At 69.3% G+C, this 16,960-nt stretch carries 15 protein-coding genes and 1 pseudogene; 5 read left to right on the top strand and 11 right to left on the bottom strand.

Features of this window, described 5'->3' with window-relative positions; translation table 11 throughout:
• Window positions 1-24: 24 nt before the first annotated feature.
• The 3 genes from FHG54_RS05885 to FHG54_RS05875 form a co-directional block, all read right to left on the bottom strand.
• Window positions 25-1,572 (bottom strand): APC family permease, encoded by a 1,548-nt coding sequence (locus tag FHG54_RS05885; RefSeq protein WP_139416446.1) that lies wholly within the window; start codon window positions 1,570-1,572, stop codon window positions 25-27.
• 77 nt (window positions 1,573-1,649) lie between these two features.
• Window positions 1,650-2,921, bottom strand: coding sequence for a cell division protein PerM (locus FHG54_RS05880; RefSeq protein ID WP_139416445.1), 1,272 nt, complete (start codon window positions 2,919-2,921; stop codon window positions 1,650-1,652).
• 31 nt (window positions 2,922-2,952) lie between these two features.
• Complete coding sequence (locus FHG54_RS05875; RefSeq protein ID WP_139416444.1) at window positions 2,953-4,440, bottom strand: hypothetical protein; 1,488 nt, start codon at window positions 4,438-4,440, stop codon at window positions 2,953-2,955.
• Between the two features lie 114 nt (window positions 4,441-4,554).
• On the opposite strand from FHG54_RS05875, the pseudogene FHG54_RS17185 reads away from it, so the two are divergent.
• From FHG54_RS17185 to FHG54_RS05865, 3 genes and pseudogenes are all read left to right on the top strand, one after another.
• Window positions 4,555-4,923, top strand: a pseudogene (locus FHG54_RS17185) (ABC transporter ATP-binding protein); the annotation flags it as partial.
• A complete protein-coding gene (locus FHG54_RS17180; protein ID WP_476726194.1) occupies window positions 4,903-5,136 on the top strand; it encodes an ATP-binding cassette domain-containing protein in 234 nt (77 codons plus the stop codon). The pseudogene FHG54_RS17185 and the gene FHG54_RS17180, both read left to right, overlap by 21 nt.
• Window positions 5,133-6,614, top strand: coding sequence for a hypothetical protein (locus FHG54_RS05865; RefSeq protein WP_139416442.1), 1,482 nt, complete (start codon window positions 5,133-5,135; stop codon window positions 6,612-6,614). The genes FHG54_RS17180 and FHG54_RS05865 overlap by 4 nt, the downstream gene beginning before the upstream one ends.
• A 39-nt stretch (window positions 6,615-6,653) precedes the next feature.
• On the opposite strand, the gene FHG54_RS05860 is transcribed toward FHG54_RS05865, so the two are convergent.
• The 8 genes from FHG54_RS05860 to FHG54_RS05825 form a co-directional block, all read right to left on the bottom strand.
• Window positions 6,654-7,181 (bottom strand): hypothetical protein, encoded by a 528-nt coding sequence (locus FHG54_RS05860; RefSeq protein WP_139416441.1) that lies wholly within the window; start codon window positions 7,179-7,181, stop codon window positions 6,654-6,656.
• A 78-nt stretch (window positions 7,182-7,259) separates the two neighbouring features.
• The gene (sucD, locus tag FHG54_RS05855) at window positions 7,260-8,162 is read right to left on the bottom strand and encodes a succinate--CoA ligase subunit alpha (RefSeq protein ID WP_139416440.1); all 903 of its coding nucleotides are present in this window, start codon (window positions 8,160-8,162) and stop codon (window positions 7,260-7,262) included.
• Between the two features lie 16 nt (window positions 8,163-8,178).
• The gene (sucC, locus tag FHG54_RS05850; RefSeq protein WP_139416439.1) at window positions 8,179-9,345 is read right to left on the bottom strand and encodes an ADP-forming succinate--CoA ligase subunit beta; all 1,167 of its coding nucleotides are present in this window, start codon (window positions 9,343-9,345) and stop codon (window positions 8,179-8,181) included.
• A gap of 143 nt (window positions 9,346-9,488) precedes the next feature.
• Window positions 9,489-9,770 (bottom strand): helix-turn-helix transcriptional regulator, encoded by a 282-nt coding sequence (locus FHG54_RS05845; protein WP_139416438.1) that lies wholly within the window; start codon window positions 9,768-9,770, stop codon window positions 9,489-9,491.
• Entirely contained in the window at window positions 9,767-10,615 is an 849-nt protein-coding gene (locus tag FHG54_RS05840) for an ABC transporter permease (RefSeq protein ID WP_139416437.1), read from the bottom strand. Before FHG54_RS05840 ends, FHG54_RS05845 begins: the two co-directional genes overlap by 4 nt.
• Window positions 10,612-11,529, bottom strand: coding sequence for an ABC transporter ATP-binding protein (locus FHG54_RS05835; RefSeq protein WP_139416436.1), 918 nt, complete (start codon window positions 11,527-11,529; stop codon window positions 10,612-10,614). The genes FHG54_RS05840 and FHG54_RS05835 overlap by 4 nt, the downstream gene beginning before the upstream one ends.
• 94 nt (window positions 11,530-11,623) lie before the next feature.
• Window positions 11,624-12,166, bottom strand: a complete 543-nt coding sequence (locus tag FHG54_RS05830) for an NUDIX domain-containing protein (protein ID WP_139416435.1) — start codon at window positions 12,164-12,166, stop codon at window positions 11,624-11,626.
• On the bottom strand, window positions 12,163-14,631 hold the full coding sequence (locus FHG54_RS05825; RefSeq protein ID WP_139416434.1) for an ATP-dependent helicase: 2,469 nt from the start codon (window positions 14,629-14,631) through the stop codon (window positions 12,163-12,165). The genes FHG54_RS05830 and FHG54_RS05825 overlap by 4 nt, the downstream gene beginning before the upstream one ends.
• 114 nt (window positions 14,632-14,745) lie before the next feature.
• Between FHG54_RS05825 and FHG54_RS05820 the strand changes: the two genes are divergently transcribed.
• Both FHG54_RS05820 and FHG54_RS05815 read left to right on the top strand, forming a co-directional pair.
• On the top strand, window positions 14,746-16,137 hold the full coding sequence (locus tag FHG54_RS05820) for an MFS transporter (RefSeq protein WP_139416433.1): 1,392 nt from the start codon (window positions 14,746-14,748) through the stop codon (window positions 16,135-16,137).
• Window positions 16,134-16,958: a ChbG/HpnK family deacetylase gene (locus FHG54_RS05815; protein ID WP_139416432.1), complete on the top strand. Its 825-nt coding sequence runs from the start codon at window positions 16,134-16,136 to the stop codon at window positions 16,956-16,958. The genes FHG54_RS05820 and FHG54_RS05815 overlap by 4 nt, the downstream gene beginning before the upstream one ends.
• Window positions 16,959-16,960 lie beyond the last annotated feature (2 nt).

Here is a 16,960-nt window from a genome sequence, read left to right as displayed (position 1 = left end):
GCATCCGCTCGCCCGGAACCCCTCTCACCCGACGCCGCCGTCGACCGAGCGGATCAGCGTCTGCTCGTCTTCGGGCACGAGCACGTCTGTCTCGCGATTCAACGATTCACCACGGAAGAACGGCCGCGATTGCGCGAAGAACGACCAGACGACCATGAGCACCGCACCGAGCGCAAGCGAACCGACCCCGACGACGAAGACCCCGCCGATGCCGAAGAGCACCGTGTATCCGTAGTCGGGGTCGAGCATGTCGATCGCCGAGAAGACGAACGCCCCCGTCAGCAGGAGCGCGCCGGCCAACGGGAACACGAGTCGGTTCCAGAAGTTGCGCCACGAGGTGAAGAGCGTCCGGCGAAAGTACCACACGCACGCGAAGCCGGTGATGGCGTAGTAGAACGCGATGGCGAGACCGAGCGAGAGGATCGTGTCCTGCAGGATGTTGTCACTGATGAACGTCATTCCGACGTAGAACACGATCGCGACGAACCCCATGAGCAGGGTCGAGAACGAGGGCGTCCGGTACCGCGGATGCACCGTGGCGAACCGTTTCGGCAGTGCCTGGTAGACCGCCATCGCGAGAGTGCCGCGCGCGGTCGGCAGGATGGTGGTCTGTGTCGACGAGACCGCAGAGATCATCACGGCGGCGACGAGGAGCCAGGCCCACGGGCCGAAGAGCGCGTCCTTCAGCGCGAAGAACACGTCGTCGGCATTGCCCTCGTTGCCGAGTCCGAGCCCCGCCTCGCCGAGCCCGGAGTATGACATCGCGGCGACCGCGACGCCGACGTAGGTCACGAGCAGGATGAGGGTCGTGAGCACTGCGGCACGGCCCGGGATGCGCTTCGGGTCGCGGGTCTCCTCGTTCAGCGCGAGGCACGTGTCCCAGCCCCAGTAGATGAACAGCGCGAGCAGCACCGCCTCGACGAGGCCCCCGAACGATTCGAACGCGAATGGGTTGAACCATTCGCCGCTCGGTGCGGTGGCACCCTCGGGCGCGGTGCCGGTGATCACCGCCACCGTCGCGAACACCACGAAGAGCACGAGTGCGAGATACTGCACTCCGAGAAGGACATTCTGGATCCGCTCGCCGATCTCGAGCCCCCGCCAACTGATCCAGCTCATGAGCGCGATGAACACGACGCCCGTCGCAGTGACGAGCGGCACGCTCTCGGCGAGATCCGGGGCGACCAGAAGCCAGAAGTAGATGCCGCCGATCTGCGCGAGGTTCGCGAGCACGACGGTGCCGGCGACGGCGACGCCCCAACCGCCGAGCCATCCCACCCATGGTCCGAACGCCTTCGTCGCCCACGTGAAGGTGGTGCCGCAATCAGGCACGGCTCGGTTCAGCTCGCGATACGCGAAGGCGATGAGCAGCATCGGCACGAACGCGATGATGAACGCGATCGGCGCCTGCGCGCCCACCGCGAGCACGACGAACCCGAGGGTGGCCGCGAGCGAGTACACGGGCGCCGTCGAAGCGAGCCCGATGACGGTCGAGCCCCACAGCCCGAGCGTTCCGGTGGCGAGCCCCTTGCCGTGGGCGACTGGTCTCGCGGTCTCGTTCGGAGCTGACATCGATCCTCCTCGATCACGTGCCACACGCCGTCACGCGCAGGCTAGCACTTGCCCGCCCGCCGCGGCAGCCCCGAACGTCAGCGGGATTCGCTCACTGGATCCGCCCCGATTCCCTCGAAGAACGCATCGTCGAGACGGCGGCGCCGAGGTGCCGAGTACGCTCCGACGATCGCGCCGATCCCGACCGTGAGGGCGGCGACACCGGCCACGGGCCACGGATCGGGACCGACCTCCGCCAGGCGGCCCGGCCCCGCCGCGCCGCCCGACCACCACGCGAGCAGCCCGAGCACGAGCCCGGCGACCGCTCCTGATCCGACGCCGATCACGAGCGGGAACCACCACACGCCGCGCGACGACGACCGCGGTGCCCCCGAGGCGACGACGAGCCGGGCCCCGACGAAGCCGAACAGCACCGGCACGATGAGCCACAGGGCGCCGTACGGCTGCGCCTCGTTCGGCAGCGCGCCGAGCAGCGGGATGCCGGGCATCGGGCCGACCAGCGTGCCGGCAGGCGCAACCGTCGTGCCGGTGCCGATCGCGAATCCCGGTCCGAGCAGCCAGGCCGCCCCCCAGATGACGAGGTTCGGCATGAGCGAGAGCTCGGCGACGGTGAGCGCGATACCGCCGTCGATGCCGCTGCCGAGGGACTGGTAGAGGCCCGCGATCGTCGCGTAGTCGACGGCGACGAGCACGGCGACGAGCACAGCGGCGACCGCGAGCACCCCGAACGCGGCCCCCGCCCCCGCACGCACGATCGCGCGCGCGGCGTCGACCAGTGCCGTGGGCAGTTCGGCGACGCGGCGGCGCACGAAGCCGTCCGCGGCATCCGTCGCCTGATCGTTGCGGAGGGTCTCGGGAACCGCACCGATCACGACGCCGACGGCCATCGCGAATGCCGGCAGCAGTGCCGCTTGCCAGATCACGGGCCGCGCGCCGTCGACGCCCGCAACCGACGCCAGCACGAATCCGACGAGCGCGTACACGACGACGGCCGAGATGCCGCCCGTGAACGACTGCCCCTCGGCGGCCGAGCGTCGCCCGATGCGGCGGCCGAACACCACGGTGATGAGTGCGAAGCCGAGCAACGCGATCGTGATCGGGAACGGATCGCCGGCCCCCGGCAGGCCGGTACGGGCAGCCGTCAGCGGGTCGAGCTGCAGCACGAGATCGACGCCGTGGCCGAGCAGCCACACATCTGCCGAGGCCCTGAGAAAGATCGTGACGTCGATCGCGAGACCGAAGTGCACCGCCCACAGCAACATGAGCGGCACGAGTGCGATGCCGAGGCCGATGAGGGCGGCGACGGATGCCTCGAGGCCGGCGAGCAGGGCGATCGTCGTGCGTCTCATTCCACCGAGAGCCTATCCCGGCAGGTGTCGCTCAGTCGGCAGGGGGCGGGGTGTCGGCCCGACTCGAGGACTCGGCAGCGACGAGTGCCGGCTCGTCGGTGTCGAGCTTGTCGTCGGTGTCGAGCTCGTCGGTGTCGAGCTCGTCGTCGGTGTCGAGCTCGTCGTCGGGGGCGGCAGCGACCTCGGCCTGCGGCCGCCGCAGCAGTTCGACGATGAGCAGCGCAAGGAGGGCGAGCAGCAGGGTCGCGATGACGAGGCCCGTGGTGACCGGGCGCGAGAACAGCACGACGAGCGCCGCGACGACGGCGATCGCGATGTAGACCGCGACCCGCCAACGGTCGAGCCCGATGCCGAAGCGACCGGTCGTGATGCCGTGCGCGGACGCAGCGCGCCGCACCGCGCCGAATCCCGAGTCGGCGAAGCCGCGCAGGGCGCGAGCCGGCCGCCATGGTCCTGAGAACCACGCCACGACGGCGACGAGCACGCCGAGCACGAGGAGCGCGACGACCGTCGACTTCATGAGTTCGACGAGCCCCGAGTAGATCGAGTCCGCCGCGTCGGCCGGCATGACCGACGGGCTCACCGCCCCGACGAAGTACCAGCGACCGATGCCGATGCCGCTCGCGAGCAGCGCCATCATGAGCGCGAAACCGCCCGCCGCCCACACGAGTGCTCGCACGCGGTTGCGTGCGACGACGACCCCGATGACGAGGAACGCCAGCATGATCCACGGCAACCAGGTGCCCACGCCCACGGCGAGCGCGTACAGCGTGCGGATGAGCGCGAACGCGTCATCCTGCGCGATGACGACGCTGCGGTCGACCGCGGGAATGGCCTGCGCGAATCCGACCCCCTGGTCGACGAGTCGTTGCTTCACCGATTCGACGATGGGACCGAGCTGGACCGAGATCGTGCCGTCGCCGTCGACGGCGAGCGCGGCATCGGGGTCGCCCTGCATCGCGGCCACGAACTGCGTGTGCGTGATGCGCAGCGTGTTGGCCCAGATGTCGGCGAAGGCCGGAGACTCGATCAGGCGGTCGACGACGTCGCCGATGAGCGATTGGATGCCCTGGGTCGCGGGCCCCTCGAGCATGCCGAGCGCGTCGCTGGCCCGCGGCGGCAGGTCGAGCGAGCGGATGCCGTCGAACACGTCGGCCGTGAGCCCCGGGATGTCGACCTGCTCTTCGATGGCGGCGGTCACTTCGTCGCCGATGAAGGCCTGCACCTCGGGGTCCTCGATGATCGGCGCGAACGTCGCCACGAACCGGTTCGTGTCGGCCAGTTCGAGCCGGGCCCACGCGGTGATCACGGCGATGGGCGCGAGCAGCAGGCCGACGACGATGAGCACGACGGCGGTGAGGCTCCGGCCCCAGCGGCGTCTGACCTTCGGCGCTGCGGATGCCGCGGCATCCGTGCCGTCTGACGAACCATCCCGCGCGAGCCCGGCGCGCAGGGCCGCGTTCTCGGACTCCAGCGCCGCGATCCGCGCCTCGAGTGCGTTGCCGTCTGCATCCGACATGAGACACCCCTGTCCATGACATTAGCGGTTCTGGCGAGATTCCAGCGGCATGGAAGGATGGCCGTTGTGATCGAGGTCGACGAGGTTGGTGTCATCGCGGGTGATGCGACCCTGTTGGCGCCGGTCTCGGTGACGGCCCGGCGCGGCGAGGCTCTGATCGTGCGCGGCAGGAACGGGACCGGCAAATCGACGCTGTTGCGCGTGCTGGCCGGTGCGCGTCAGGCGTCGAGCGGGAGCGTGCGGATCGGCGGCGCTCCAGTGGCCGCGCGTGACCGCCGTTTCCGTCGACGGGTTGCCGCGATGGTCGGGTTGCCACCGATGTCGCCCGACCTCACAGTGTCCGATCACGTCCTGCTTGTGGCGACGACGTGGCTCGACGACCCGCACGCGAGTACGGAGCTTGCGCAGGGCGTTCTGGCGGAGTTGGGGCTGGGCGCTCTGGGCACGAGATTCCCGCACGAGCTGTCCTCCGGGCAGACGCAGCTGTTCGGTCTCGCGCTCGTGCTGGCTCGGCCGTTCGAGGTGCTGATCCTCGATGAGCCAGAGCAACGGCTGGACCCGGAGCACATCGGGTCGGTGATCGACGCGTTGCGCGCTCGGCGCGATGGCGGGGCGACCCTCGTGGTCGCCACGCACAGCCCGGTCCTCGCGGATGCGCTTGCCGATCGCACCCTCCGGCTGGACGCCGCAGCATGAGCAGTCGATCGGCCGGCGCGATGAGGATCTGGCGTGCGCGCAACGCTCGCTCGAGACGTGATCGCGCGTTCCTGGCCTACATGGTCTTCATGATCGCCGTCGTTGCCGTGGCGCCGCTCGCACGGGCCGTGTGGCTCAGCGCCACCAGCGCCGAAAGTGTCGCCGTGCTCGCGTCGTCGACGGCACCGGCCGTGACGGTGCTCGTCGTGGCAGGGCTGTGGGCCGGCGCGCTGCTCCTGGGTCGGAACCGCGGACCGGCGTTGCGGCCGTCATTCTTGACCCACGCCCTCGCCACCAGCGACCTTCCCCGGTCTGACACCTTCCTCCGCCCTCTGCTGATCGCCGGTTCCCTCGTGACCGCGCTGACCACGATCATCGCTGGGTTGCTTGCCGGCAGTCTGGTCAGCCACGAACTGGCAGACCCCCTGAGTGCCGCGAGCTTCGCAATGGTCGGCACGCTCGTCGGAGTCATCACGACCGTGGCCTGGCTTGCAGGCCAGGCCCTCCCACGCGCAGCGCTGCCGATCGCGCTCGGCATCCTCTCGCTCGGAGCGGCCACCGCCGCCCCCGCCGCACACCCATTCACCCCGTGGGGTTGGGTCGGGCTCGCCTACCCCGGCGGCTCGCCGCTCCTGCTCATCCCGATGATTGCCCTGACCGCTGCCCTCGTCACCGCGGCGCCGGCGCTGATGAACCGGCTCGACAGTGCGGGGCTGGTCGCACAGGCCGCGCGCTGGGACTCGTCGACGGCCCATGCGACCATCATGGACTTCAGTGCAGCGGCCACGATCTATCAGACACGACCGCACCTCGGACGACGCATCCGCACCGTCCGATCGATCAGGTGGCTGCCTGCGACCTTCCTGATCAGCGATGCGATCTCGGCCGTCCGCACACCGGGCCGGTTCGTCGCCGGTGTCGTCGCGATCGTCGCGGCCGGGGTTCTCATCACGTTGGCGTTCGCGCCGGGCACGCCGGGCTGGCCGCTCGGAGCGGCCGCCGGGCTGACCGTCTTCGCGGGCGTCGGCCCGCTCACCGACGGCGTTCGGCATGCGGCGAGCATCGCGTCGGACTTCCCCCTGTACGGGATCAGTGACGAGCGTCTGCTTGCCAATCACACGCTGTTCCCGCTCATCGTGACACTTCTCGTGCTGCTCGCAGTGGTCATCGTGTGCTCGACCGGCACCGGTATCGGACCCGCCGTCGTCGGCGCGCTCGCACTCGGGCCGCTCGCCCTCGCCAGCCGGGTCGGCAACGCCCTGAAGGGCCCGCTCCCACCGGCCCTGCTCACCCCGATCCCGACACCCGTGGGCGATCTCGACCCGGTCGTTCGAATGGCCTGGGCCCTGGATGGAATGCTGCTCGCTGCGCTGGCCGGCGCATCGGCGGCACTCGCATTCGATGCTCCCCTCCTGCTCGCCGGCGCGACCATTGTCCTCATCAGCGTCGGGTTCAGCCGCTGGCGCCACCGCGGATGACGCGACTGAAGCTCGCTCGTCGCACCTGCCGCCGGGGCTTCAGTGCACGACGGCCTTCAGCACGATGAGCGCGATGCCGAACGCGGCAGTGACGATCGACCCGAGGATCTGGACCGGCCACCATGCGCCGCGGCGGTGGAACGCGACGAATCCGAGCACCGCGAGCACGACGACTCCCGCCCAGAGGGCAGCCCAGAGCGCGAAGGTGTCGGGGATCGCGCGGGTCGCACCGAGCAGGAGGATGAGCAGCGGGATGGCGGCTGAGAACAGCAGACCGCGTGACCGGCGCCGCGCGATCCGGAAGGACTCCCCGAGACCGACGATCCGGTCGTCGTCGAGGCCGTGGTGGGCGACCGTTCCCGCGTACACGTGCGCGGCCCAGAAGACCACGACGGTGACCGCGACGCTCCAGAACACCCGCCAGGCGCTCTCACCGTGACCGCCGGACGCGACGATCATGCCCGAGACGAGCAGCACGCCGTAGACGGACTCCTCGGTCACGAAGGTCGCGCGAACGATGCGGTGGGCTTGGCTCCTGCCCTCCCTCGACGTCGGCTGCTCACTCATGCCTCAACTCTGGCACGAGTGCCGCCGACGCGGAACGGCCCCGCAGGCGTGCCTGCGGGGCCGTTCACGGGAGTACTCCTAGAGCGCCGCGTACACGTCGCGCAGCAGCTGCGCCGTCTCGGACGGCGTCTTGCCGACCTTCACCCCGGCGGCCTCGAGAGCCTCCTTCTTGGCCTGAGCGGTGCCCGCCGAGCCCGAGACGATGGCGCCGGCGTGGCCCATCGTCTTGCCCTCGGGAGCAGTGAAGCCCGCCACATAGCCGACGACCGGCTTCGTGACGTTGGCCTTGATGAAGTCGGCCGCGCGCTCCTCGGCATCGCCGCCGATCTCGCCGATCATCACGATGGCCTTGGTCTCGGGGTCGGCCTCGAACGCGGCGAGCGCGTCGATGTGCGTCGTGCCGATGACCGGGTCGCCGCCGATGCCGATCGCGGTCGAGAAGCCGAGATCGCGCAGTTCGTACATCATCTGGTACGTGAGCGTGCCCGACTTCGACACGAGGCCGATCGGTCCCTTGCCGGTGATGTTCGCCGGAGTGATGCCGACGAGCGCCTCGCCGGGGCTGATGATGCCGGGGCAGTTCGGCCCGATGATGCGGGTGGCGTTGCCCTTCTGCGTGGCGTAGGCCCAGAACTCGGCCGAGTCCTGCACGGGCACGCCCTCGGTGATGATGACGAGGAGCGGGATCGCGGCGTCGATCGCCTCGACCACCGCGTCCTTCGTGAAGGCCGGCGGAACGAAGGCGATGGAGACATCCGCCCCCGTCTCGGCCATCGCCTCGGCGACCGATGCGAACACCGGCAGCTCGACCGGGTTGCCCGCTGCATCGTTGTGCAGCACCGTCGTGCCGGCCTTGCGCGCGTTCACGCCGCCGACCACCTGGGTGCCCGCCGCGAGCATGCGCGACGTGTGCTTCGAGCCCTCGCCGCCGGTGATGCCCTGGACGATGACCTTGGAGTCCTTGTTGAGGAAGATCGTCATGTCTGAATCCTTCTGCTTACGCGGCGTTCGCCAGCTCGGCCGCCTTGGCGGCACCCTGGTCCATGTTCTCGGCGAGGGTCACCAGCGGGTGCGCTGCCTCCTCGAGGATGCGACGGCCCTCGACGACGTTGTTGCCGTCGAGCCGCACGACGAGCGGCTTGTTCGCGGTCGAGCCGAGCTCGGCGAGCGCTCCCACGATGCCCTTGGCGACCTGGTCGCACGCCGTGATGCCGCCGAAGACGTTCACGAACACGCTCTTGACCTGCGGGTCGCCGAGGATGATGCCGAGGCCGTTGGCCATGACCTCGGCCGAGGCGCCGCCGCCGATGTCGAGGAAGTTGGCGGGCTTGACGCCGCCGTGGTTCTCACCGGCGTAGGCGACCACGTCGAGCGTCGACATGACGAGGCCCGCGCCGTTGCCGATGATGCCGACCTCGCCGTCGAGCTTGACGTAGTTGAGGTCGAGCTCCTTCGCCGCGGCCTCGAGCGGGTCTGCGGCGGCCCGGTCTTCGAGCAGCGCATGGTTCGGGTGACGGAACTCGGCGTTCTCGTCGAGCGAGACCTTGCCGTCGAGCGCGACGACGTTGCCGTCTTCGTCGAGGATCAGCGGGTTGACCTCGACCAGCGTCGCGTCTTCGCCCTTGTAGACCTCGTAGAGCTTCACGAAGACGTCGGCGACCTTGTCGACGAGTTCGGTCGGGAAGTTCGCGGCGACCGCGATCTCGCGGGCCTTCGCGACGTCGACACCCGCGATCGGGTCGACCTCGATGCGCGCGAGCGCCTCGGGCTTCTCGACCGCGAGCACCTCGATCTCCATGCCGCCCTCGACGCTCGTGAGCGAGAGGTATGACCGGTTGGCACGGTCGAGCAGCACCGAGAAGTAGAACTCCTGGGCGATGCGTGCGCCGCCGGCGACCATGACCCGCTTGACGATGTGGCCCTTGATGTCGAGACCGAGGATCGCCTTCGCGGCCTCGTACGCCTCATCTGGGGTCTTCGCGACCTTGACGCCGCCGGCCTTGCCGCGGCCGCCCGTCTTCACCTGGGCCTTGACGACCACGACGCCGCCGAGCTTCTCAGCGGCCGCGCGAACCTCGTCGGCGGTGTCGGCGACGATGCCCGGAAGCACGGGGACCCCGTACCTCTCGAACAGGTCTCTGGCCTGGTACTCGTAAAGATCCACGCTCTACTTCCAATCGATCCGCACGCGCGAGAGCGCACAGGGGCTGGTGGGTGTCGGCCCGACCATGGATCTCTCGAAGTCGAGACAACCGCACGGGCCGCCGTCCATGCTACTCCCCTTGCGATCGGCACCGAACCCGCCGCTCACCCGTCATTCGGGCCGATGCGCGCGAACTCGTCGAGCGAGAAGACGAACTCGACCGGAACCTCGAAGAACCGCGCGATCCGCAATGCGAGGTGCAGGCTCGGGTTGAACTCACCGCGCTCGAGGTAGCCGACGGTCTGGTAGTGCACTCCGATCGCATCGGCGAGCTCGCGCCGCGAGACCCGGCGTTCGGTGCGGAGCATCGCAACGCGGTTGTGCACGCCGTCGGCGCCGCTTCGGCGGCCCGCGCGAGCGCCCGGCGACTCGCTCTCGACGGTCATACGCGCTGCAACGCGGCCTGCCGCCGCGCCTCGATCGCCGACCCCGTCTCACGGCGGGCGACCCGCCGCAGCAGCACCGGTGCGAGCAGGAGTCCCGCGACGGCCCAGGCACCCACGACCGCGAAGGCGATGCCGAGTTGCCAGCCGCCTCCGAGCTCGAACGCGCCGGCCGACTCGGGGAGGAACGCGGCGCGGAAGGCGTGCCCGATCCAGTAGAGGGGCGACCCCTGCCCGATCACCTGCACCCACCCCGGCATCGAGGCGAGCGGCTGAATGAGGCCCGAGACGTACGCGAGGACCCCGACCATGAGAAATCCCCAGCCGCCGACCGAGCGCGGATTGCGGAAGACGGTGCCGATCACGAAACCGAAGGTCGTGAGCGCGACGGTGCCGAGGATCAGCATGCCGGCGATCACGACGAAGCCCGTGCCGTCGACCCCGAGCGATCCGCCGAGGATCACGGCGGCGATGACGATCGTCAGCACGATCGTCTCGACGAGCTCGCACATCGTGCGCGTGAGGATTCCCGTCGAGTACACGCGCAGTCCGTTGGGGAGCGATCGGGCGCGGATGAGCGTTCCGTCTTCGCGCTCGGTGACGACGACCGTCGCAAGGCCGTAGCAGGTGATGAACAGCAACTGGATGGTGATGATGCTCGGCACGATGAACAACGCGGTGCCGAAACCCGGCACGATCTCGTTGTCGCGGTTGAGCCAGAGGACGATGCCCACCGCGACGAGACCGATGACCATGAATGCGGTCTCGCTCGGGGTGCTCAGCGAGATCCGGTGTTCCGTGATGCCGCGCCGGATTCCCGCGCGGGCAGCAGTGACGTTGGCATTCATACCGTTCCCAACTCCTCGACGGCGCCGCCGACCGTCACTGCTTCGCGGCGCGCCACCATCGCGAGGTAGGTCTCTTCGAGCGTCTGAGCGCGCACCTGCAACTCGGTGATCTCGACAGCCGGGCGGTCGAGCAGTTCGCGCACGAACGGCACGGGATCGGCGGCGCTGTGCACGTGGCGCACACCGTCCTCCCGCCAGGTGATCTCACTCGCGCCGGCGACCTCGCCCGCGAGCGCCACGGCGCTGCCGTCGGCCACGATGCGGCCGCTGTCGAGGATGAGGATGCGACCGGCGATCTTCTCGGCCTCGGCGAGGTCGTGGGTCGTGAGCAGCACAGTCGTGTCGTCGAAGTCGCTCAGCCGGTGGACGAGTTCGTGGAACTCGTGCCGGGCGACCGGGTCGAAGCCCGTGGTCGGCTCGTCGAGGAACAGCAGCTCGGGCCTGCCGACGAGCCCGATCGCCACGTCGAGGCGGCGGCGCTGCCCGCCTGAGAGGGACCGCACCTGGACGTCGCGATGGCCGGCGAGCCCGACGAGGTCGAGCAGCTCTCCGGCGCGGTAGGGTCCCGCGCGGCCTGGTCGCGAGTACGGCTCATACAGCGCACCGAACTGCTGGAGCAACTGACCGACACGCCAGCGCCCGTGATCGCGCCACGACTGCAGAACGACGCCGACCTTCGCCCGCCATGCGTCGCCGGCTCGTTCGGGATCGTCGCCCAGTACCGAGACCTCGCCGCCCACGCGTTGACGGAATCCCTCGAGGATCTCGATGGTGGTGGTCTTGCCTGCGCCGTTCGGGCCGAGCAGCGCGACCACCTCACCGCGGTCGATGCGCAGATCGATGTCATCGAGCACGGTTCGACCCGCGTACTCCATGCGAAGGCCGCGTACGTCGACGACCGGTTCGGCACCCATGGAACGCCCCTCACCATCGAATGGACAAGACTACGAAATGTAGCATGAATACTACACAATGATCCGCGCGAATGCCAGAGCCCCACCGTGAGCGTCAGCTGATCCGGCCGAGCGCCGAGGCCGCGTAGAGGAGCGCGGCGACCGTCTCGCCGTCGGTGATCTCACCTGCTGCCACCATGCGGATGACCTCGGCGAAGGGCACGGCTCGAACGCCGCTGATGCCCTCCTCGGCCTGCGATTCGGCGACGGATGCCACGCGCCGCACGCCGGTCGCGAGATACACGATCTCAGCGGCGCGGCAGATGCCGTTCAGGGCATTCATGCGCCCGATCTCGCGCCACTCCGCCGCTTCGTGGCCGGTCTCCTCGAGGAGCTCCCGTCGGGCCGCGACGAGCGGGTCCTCGCCGTCGGTGCCGCCCGCCGGCACCTCGATCGAGGTGCCGACGGTATGCCGGTCGATCGTGACGAGGAGCACTTCATCGTCATCGGTCATCGCGACGACGAACACGGCATCGTTGCGGAGCTCGACGACACCGTAGATGCCGTCGCTGCCGTCGGGCCTCGCGACCGCGTCTTCGGTGACGGTGATCCACTGGTTCTCGTACACGGTGCGCCGCGCTCGCGTCGGCCAGGTCACAACTTCTCGATCGGCGCGATCTTGATGAGGAGTTTCTTCCGGCCCGCGGTGTCGAAGTCGACGTGGGCGATGCGCTTCGTGCCCTCACCCGTGACCTGGCTGACCTTGCCCTCGCCGAAGTCGGTGTGGCGGATACGGTCACCGGCCGCAAGGGTGAGGTCGCCGTTGTCGCGCACGGTGCCGGTGACCCGATTGGCCCACTCGGTCTTCGGCTTGTCGGCCCTCGTCACGCTGAACCGCTCGAGGTCGCGATCGCGCGTGCCCCACGCCCCGCCGGGCGCACCGCGACGGGCGTTCAGCGCGCGCGGCTGCGTGCCGCCGCGCGAGGTCGCCATGCCAGGCGACTGGCGCCAGTCGATGAGCCCCTCTGGAATCTCCTGCAGATAGCGCGACGGCATCGCCACGGCGACCTCGCCGAACTGGGCCCGGCTCATCGCGAGCGAGAGGTAGAGGCGCTTGCGGGCCCGGGTGATGCCGACGTAGAAGAGGCGTCGCTCCTCTGCCGGGCCGCCCGGCTCGGAGGCCGACATCTGGTGCGGCAGCAACCCCTCTTCGATGCCGGTGACGAAGACGGCGTGGTACTCGAGACCCTTGGCCGTGTGCAGCGTCATGAGCGAGACGGTGCCGGATGCGTCGTCGAGCTCGTCTGCTGCGGCCACGAGCGAGACCTGGGTGAGGAAGTCGACGAGTGTCGCACCGGGGTTCTCGCGATCGAAGTCGCGGGTCTGCGCGACGAGCTCCTCGACGTTCTCAGCTCGGGTCTCGTCTTGCGGGTCGCGGCTGTTGCGCAGCGCATCGAGCAGGCCCGATCGCTCCACGAGGAAGACGAGCACGTCGGACACCTTGGCGGCCCCGACGTTCGTGCCGGCCTCGATGCCCTCGGCCGAGGGCACGAGCATCGCCGCGGCCTCATCGAGCACGCTCGCGAGCGCCGCGATGGCCCCGGTCACCTTCGGCCCGAGGCCGAGCCCGTCGGCGGCTCGCATCGCCTGCCGGAAGGTGAGCTCGTTCTGCTCGGCGAACGACGCGAGCGCCGTCTCGGTCGCCGGCCCGATGCCGCGCTTCGGCGTGTTCAGGATGCGTCGGAGGGCGAGCTCGTCGACGGGGTTCGCCACGGCGATGAGGTAGGCCATCGCGTCTTTGATCTCGGCGCGTTCGTAGAACTTCGTACCGCCGACGACGCGGTACGGCAGTGCGGAGCGCACGAAGATCTCCTCCAGCGCGCGCGTCTGCGCATTGGTGCGGTAGAAGACCGCGATGTCTCGATAGGCGATGCCCGTGCGGTGCAACGACTCGATCTCATCGGCCACGAACTGCGCCTCGTCGTGCGCCGTATACCCCGTGTAGCCCGTGATCTGCTCGCCATCGCCGTCGGCTGTCCAGAGTTTCTTCTCTTTACGGTCGAAGTTGTTCGAGATGACGGCGTTCGCCGCAGAGAGGATGTTCTGCGTCGAGCGGTAGTTCTGCTCGAGGAGCACGACCTTGGCACCCGGGAAGTCGCGCTCGAACTCCGAGATGTTGCGGATGTCTGCGCCGCGGAACGCGTAGATCGACTGGTCGGAGTCGCCGACGACCGTGAGGCTCGCCCCCGGGATCGACCCCGAGGCATCCGTCAGCCCGCGCACCAGGATGCCGTGCTCGTCGAGCTCGGAGACCACCTCGCGCGGCACTGCTCTCGTGAGCTCGTGGATGAGCGAGTATTGGGCGTGGTTCGTGTCTTGGTACTCGTCGACGAGAAGATGCCGGAATCGCCGCTGGTAGAGCGCTGCGACCTTCGGGAAGGCTCGGAAGAGGTAGACCGTCTCGGCGATGAGGTCATCGAAGTCGAGGGCGCTCGCCGCACGCAGCCGCTGCGTGTACTGACGGAAGATCTCGAGGAACATGACCTCTTGCGGGTCGTTCGTGTTGGCATTTCGCGCGTGGGTCTCGACGTCGGCGAGTTCGTTCTTGAGCTTCGAGATCTTGGCCTGTGCGCTTGCCGGCGTGAAGCCCAGCGTGTCGGCGTCGAGTTCTTTGATGATGCGCTTGAGGATCGTCCGCTGGTCGGCCGAGTCGTAGATCGTGAACGTCGACGACAGACCGATCGACTCGGCTTCGCGGCGGAGGATGCGCACGCACGCGGAGTGGAACGTCGAGATCCACATGCCCGAGGCGCTCTCGCCGAGGAGCGCCTGGACGCGCTCTCGCATCTCGGAGGCCGCCTTGTTCGTGAAGGTGATCGCGAGGATCTGACTCGGCCACGCCTCACGGCTCTCGATGAGGCTCGCGATGCGGTGGGTCAGCACACGGGTCTTGCCGGAGCCGGCGCCCGCGACGATGAGGAGCGCGGGCCCGCGGTACTCGACCGCCTCGCGCTGCTCGGGATTGAGCCCGTCGGTCAGTCGGGAGCCGGAATGGCCGTCGGAGGTCGCGGTCGGCGCCTCGCGCCAGCCGGCCGGGTCGTCGGGGTCGAGGATCAGCGTCATGTCCGTTCAAGTCTAGGCGCGGCCGCCGACATCGCCCCGGCGGGCTCCGGTGCCCCCATCGACGGACATCCTCAGAATGTCGTAACATTTGCGTGCCCCCAGCGAAGGACGACGATGACCGAACGCGCCGAGACGACGCCTCCCCCAGCCACGGCCCCCTGGCGCTACGCCATCGGCATGTTCGGCACCTCGATCCCGATCAACATGATCAAGGGTTCGATGATCCTGTACTACGTCGACATCCTCGGACTCGACGTGCGCGTGTACGCGGGCGTCATGATCGTCTATTCGGTGATCGACGCCGTCGACAATCCGGTGCTCGGCTTCCTCTCCGACCGCACCCGCACCCGCTGGGGTCGCCGCCGCCCGTGGCTCGTCATCGGCGCTCCCCTCCTCGCCGCGAGCATGATCGCCTTCTTCTCCGCGCCCGACTCCCTCGAGGGACTCGGCCTCGTGCTGTGGTTCGCGATCTTCGCGATCCTCTGCGAGGCATTCGACTCGATGTTGAACGCCAACTACGGGGCGCTCCTGCCCGAGCTCTTCCCGCGCGAGCGCAAGCGCGCGGTCGCGAACTCGCTGCGACAGGGTTTCCAGCTCGTCGCCCTCGTGATCTCGCTCGCCGTGACGCCGCTGCTGACGACCTCCGTCTTCGGCACCGAAGACACGACGGTCGGGTTCACCACGACCGCGGTCATCTACGGCGCGATCGCCACGGCCGTCATCCTGTTCATGGCGTTCAGCGCGAAGGAGAACCCGCGCTACGCCGCCGGCGCGCGGCCGCGCTTCTTCGCGACGCTCCTCACGATCATCCGCAACCCGAGGTTCTGGTCGATCGGCGTCGCGGGCGCCTGTTACGCGAGCGCCATGGCCCTCGTGCTCGCGGGCCTCCAGCTCTACGTGCGCTACTCCCTCGGCCTGCCCGTCGCGAACGCGCTCTATCTCCAGGCCACCGTCATCCTCTGTTCGGCGGCCGGGCTCGTCGTCTGGACGCGCGTGATCCGGCGCAAGGGCGCGGCGTTCACCTGGCGACTCGCGTTCGTCATCCTCGCACTCAGCTTCATTCCGCTCTTCTTCGCGGTCGACCTCGTGACCGCCCTCCTGGCCGGACTCCTCGTCGGAGCCGGTTACTCGGGCATGCTCGCCACGAACGATCTCATCGTGGCCCGCGTGCTCGACGACGACGCCCGCCGTCACGGTCAGCACCGCGAGGGGCTCTTCCTCTCGGCCTTCGGCTTCTTCGGGCGCCTGAACGGCATCATCACGGGCCTTGCCCTCGCCTCACTCGGCATCGTCTTCGGCTACAACTCCGGCGACGACCCCGGCAGCCGAGCGGATGTCGCATGGCGCGTCTACCTCTGCGTCTATCCGTTCATCCTCTGCGTGATCGGGGCCGTGCTCGCTCGCTTCATCCGGGTTCCCGACAGCCTCTCCGAAGCGGAGGCCGACGGCGAGATGACGCTCGCCACGGTGCGCGGCACCGCGTCCGACGACGAGACCGCGCAATGACCCGACGACTCGTGCTGACGGCCGACGACCTCGGCCGTGAGACCGGCAGCGCCGCCGAGATCGCGGCTCTGGCCGCCGAGGGAGCGATCACGGCGGCGACGGTCATCGTCGTCGCGCCCGGGGCAGAGGCCGCGGCGAGGGCCGTCGCCGACGCGGGCATCGCGGCGCGCCTGCACGCGACGCTCTCGAGCGAGCGCGGGCTCGCCGGCTGGCACCCGATCCTCGCGGCACCCTCGCTCGTCTCGGGCGACGGCGTGCTGCCGTTCGACCCCGACGACGTGGGCGCCGGGGCGGATGCCGCCGAGGTCGCCGACGAGCTCGATGCGCAGCTCCGGCGCCTGCAGGGCTGGGGCATCCGACCGCTCGCCCTCGATTCGCACGCCGGCACGCTGTACGGCCTCACGGGGCGATCGTTCATCGGCGAGGCCCTCGGACTCTCGGCGCGCCACGGCTTGGGATTCCGGCTCCCACGCGATCCGACGCTCTACCTCGGCGGCCCTCCCCAGGCCGACGCTGCCTCGGTGCACGCGGGCGGCGTGGAAGCGGCCGACGCGCTCGGCGTGCGCATCCCCGCCGCGATCGCGACGAACCGCCGGTCCGCCGCGCAACTCGGCGGCTACGACGCGCTTCTCGACGACTACCTCCGCATCCTCGGGGCGCTTCCCGATGGCACGAGCGAGATCTTCATGCACCCCGCGCCCGAGCACGCGGTCGTCGGCACCGACGGGGTCGTTCGCACATGGGAGCTCGCCGTGCTCCGCGACGACCGGTTCCGATCGGCGATCGAGGCGGAGGGCATCGAGCTCGTCGCGGCGTGGTGAGG

The organism is Agromyces laixinhei, from assembly GCF_006337065.1.
Taxonomy (GTDB): Bacteria; Actinomycetota; Actinomycetes; order Actinomycetales; family Microbacteriaceae; genus Agromyces; species Agromyces laixinhei.
Note: the sequence above shows the minus strand (reverse complement) of the source record. Positions and strands in the feature narration are given on the sequence as shown.